Consider the following 221-nt stretch of genomic DNA (forward strand, 5'->3'; position numbering starts at 1 on the left):
AATCCACGAGGTCGCAAAGACCTCGACAAGCCCACCAATTATTGCAATCACGATTGATTGCAATTTCAATCCACGAGGTCGCAAAGACCTCGACTATAATCCTGTGTCACAATTCCACGCCGAGAAAAATTTCAATCCACGAGGTCGCAAAGACCTCGACAACTGAATATGCAATGCATGCGCTTGATGTATATATTTCAATCCACGAGGTCGCAAAGACC

The organism is Clostridium sp. KLE 1755 (genome assembly GCF_000466465.2).
GTDB lineage: Bacteria > Bacillota > Clostridia > Lachnospirales > Lachnospiraceae > Eisenbergiella > Eisenbergiella porci.